This is a genomic window from Mesorhizobium sp. M7A.F.Ca.ET.027.03.2.1, assembly GCF_003999175.1.
Taxonomy (GTDB): domain Bacteria; phylum Pseudomonadota; class Alphaproteobacteria; order Rhizobiales; family Rhizobiaceae; genus Mesorhizobium.
This window is the reverse complement of record NZ_RZOM01000800.1, coordinates 1-2,927: the sequence shown is the minus strand read 5'-3', so window position 1 is coordinate 2,927 and position 2,927 is coordinate 1. Positions and strand designations below refer to the sequence as shown.

Here is a 2,927-nt window from a genome sequence, read left to right as displayed (position 1 = left end):
AAGTTGGTGACATTGATCAGCAAATCGCGAAAAAGGTTCATCACCTCGCGAGCATCCTTTTTCAGCCAGTCTATATAGCCGCTGATGGAATGGACCTGGGCGATCTGCATGCGTCGCTTCACGCGGCGCAGGAACGTCTTGGTCTTATAGCCCGAGAAGTCATGGCCGGAGTGGCTGCGCAGAATGGCGTAGATTTGTTCTCGCACCTTGTCGATGTCGGGCGTTTCATCGCCATCGTCTTCCGCCAACCCGTCCAGCGTGTCGAAGCCGCGGGCGAAAGCCTCCAGCTTCGCCCCGATCTCCTCGGCAGTCACTGCGACATCGACGAGCCCACTGGCAATAGCGCTCTGCGGCATGTCGGGATTGCGCGGCCCGTAGCCGTCCGGCGCTTGCGCGACGATAAACCCGCCCCGCTCCTTGATGGCCTTGGCGCCCAAGGTTCCATCGGAATCACCGCCCGACAGGATAACGCCGACGGCATATTCGCCCTGGTCTTCACCCAGTGCGCTGAAGAAGATATCGATGGGCTTGCGCTCCTGGGTAAGCCCATTGGGCCGACGCAGGTGCAGCACCCCCGATTCAATGGCCAATGTCACGTTTTGCGGCATCACATAGACGTGGTCAGGTTGAACCACCGTGCCATCCTCGACCACCGAAACAGGCATCTCGGTGTAGCGGCTGACAACCTCATGCAACAGACTCTCCCTGTTGGGGCTGAGATGCGTGATGATGACGAACGCCATGCCGGGCTGGCCGGTCACGCCCTTGAAAAGGCCCTCCATCGCGGGAATGCCGCCCGCGGACGCGCCTATGCCCACGATGGGAAATCTAGTCGATCGGGCAGTCACGGCATGTCCCCCTTTCGCCGACCCGACATGAAGTCTCCTCAAGGCCGGATCGAACAGGACACAACCATATAGCGCGCAAGACGGATGGAACAAGACGTCAGGGATGACGTTGAACCCGATATCAATGGTGGTTCAATGGCAAAACGATCTGCTGACATAAAACTCCCGACGCCGGTGGTATCAGGAGCGCCTGGATCGCTCGAAGCTTCCCATGCGGGGCCCGTCCCGGATCGCATGCTGACGCTTGCGAAACGGTTGCAGGCGGCCTTGGATGACAGAATTCGGAAAGCAAATCCGCTGCATTCTAACCTCCGTTCCAAGAAAGGATGACGACGTGCGCGACCTGCGGGGGCTGCATATTCTGATAGTCGAAGACGAATGGACGATGGCGGGAGATCTTGCGCGGTTTTTCAGCAATATGGGCGCCATAATCCTTGGTCCCGCAGCGACCGTCGAACAGGCTTCCAAACACACCGGGACGGCCGAAGCTGCAATTCTCGACGTCAATCTCAATGGCCGACGCGTGTTTCCAATCGCCGATGAGTTGATGCGCCGGGGTGTCCCCTTCGTGTTCTTCAGTGGCGATGACGACATCGCCATTCCCGATCATCTCCGCTACGCCAGCAATTTGCGGAAATCCTCGGGCAGCCAGGCGGTGTTCAACGCACTCTTTCCCCCGCCGGCATCGGGACGGGCGACCCCCGGACCGGACCCGTCCGACGACGTCTTCGCGCTTTTGCCCAAACTGCGACTTGCGGCGCGCCTTTTGCTGGGAGACGTCGACGCATCGGATCGGCTCGTCGAGAGGACGCTCGAGCAAGCGATCCTGGATGTCGACCGCAGACAGCTTGGTCAATCCACTGAAAACTGGCTCAACGGCATCATGCGAGAGATGGCGAAAACCCGCGGCGCAAAACTGATGCATTAATTTTACCTTCCAAGGCCTCTCAGGCTGAAGTTCCAAGCCGCGGGGCCGTCATTGTTCACCACATCGTTCACCACATCTCGAAAACTTGGCCGTACAGATAGGCCGCTTGACCGGCGTCATCAGCCCTTCTGATTGCGCTCGACGAATTTGTTGAAACGGCTGGCTTTCCCCTCACCGGTCTTGGCCTGATACAGAAAGGCCAGATCATTCTCGTCGAATATCCGGAAGAACTCGTCCCATTCGATGGGCTCGAATGCTTCCTCGGGCTCGCCGAAGTCGATCCGCAGTATACCGCCCTCGCCTTTGGTGCGCACCACCGCCGGCCGGCCGTCCCGCTCCTCGGCCCATTTGCGAATTTCGTCATGGTTGGTGGTCGTTTGCGACTGAGACATTGAAATCTCCTTTGATCGGCGTTGCCACATGGGACGCGCGGGCTGTCGGGCGTCCTAACAGCACAAGGGCGTCAATGTTCCAGCACAGCGCGGTGATCGCGGCGCCGGCTCCCAACGAAGCCGGCCAAAGGAACTTTGTTGAAGCAAAGGGAACAAACCTTTTGCCGAAAAGTTCGGGGCGCCGAGGTTGCTTGTCTGAGGAGTCGTCGTGAAACGCATATTGGTTACAGGAGGCTGCGGCTTCATCGGCCGGCATGTCGCACAGGAACTCGTCGAGCAGGATTATTCGGTTCGCATCCTCGATGCCTTGCTGGAGCAGGTGCATGCGGGCGAAGCCGTCGCGCTTCCCGCCGGGACCGAGTTGATCAAGGGCGATGTCCGGGACCGGGAGGCGGTCGCCAATGCGCTGGAAGGCGTTGACGCGGTCATTCATCTGGCGGCGGAAGTCGGCGTCGGGCAATCGATGTATGAGATCGCGCGCTATGTCGGCGCCAACGATCTCGGCACCGCAACGCTGCTCGAGGCGCTGATCAAACACCCGGTCGAACGGATCGTCGTCGCCTCGTCGATGAGCGTCTATGGCGAAGGGCTCTATGCAACGCCAGACGGCCGGCGTATCGACAATGCTCGGCGCAAGGCGAGCGACATCAGGAGCGGGCAATGGAACCCGCTGTCGCCAGGTGGAGACGCCCTCTCGCCGCTGCCGACGGACGAAGAAAAGCCGGTCGATCTCGCCTCCATCTATGCGCTGACAAAATA

At 59.7% G+C, this 2,927-nt stretch carries 4 protein-coding genes; 2 read left to right on the top strand and 2 right to left on the bottom strand.

Annotated features, from left to right (window positions below):
• Positions 1 to 848: chemotaxis protein CheB (locus tag EN750_RS27085; RefSeq protein WP_281062333.1), on the bottom strand; the 848-nt coding region annotated here is incomplete at its 3' end.
• A 271-nt stretch (positions 849 to 1,119) separates the two neighbouring features.
• On the opposite strand from EN750_RS27085, the gene EN750_RS27080 reads away from it, so the two are divergent.
• On the top strand, positions 1,120 to 1,776 hold the full coding sequence (locus EN750_RS27080; RefSeq protein WP_127398479.1) for a response regulator: 657 nt from the start codon (positions 1,120 to 1,122) through the stop codon (positions 1,774 to 1,776).
• Between the two features lie 119 nt (positions 1,777 to 1,895).
• Here the strand turns inward: EN750_RS27080 and EN750_RS27075 are convergent, their stop codons facing one another.
• A complete protein-coding gene (locus EN750_RS27075) occupies positions 1,896 to 2,168 on the bottom strand; it encodes a hypothetical protein (RefSeq protein WP_023809470.1) in 273 nt (90 codons plus the stop codon).
• Between the two features lie 208 nt (positions 2,169 to 2,376).
• Here EN750_RS27075 and EN750_RS27070 point away from each other — a divergent pair.
• A partial coding sequence (locus EN750_RS27070) for an SDR family NAD(P)-dependent oxidoreductase (protein ID WP_127398477.1) occupies positions 2,377 to 2,927 on the top strand: 551 nt, incomplete at its 3' end.

Coding starts and splice junctions, on each gene's coding strand:
- EN750_RS27080 (WP_127398479.1), top strand. CDS start 1,120: ATGACAGAATTCGGAAAGCAAATCCGCTGCATTCTAACCTCCGTTCCA.
- EN750_RS27075 (WP_023809470.1), bottom strand. CDS start 2,168: ATGTCTCAGTCGCAAACGACCACCAACCATGACGAAATTCGCAAATGG.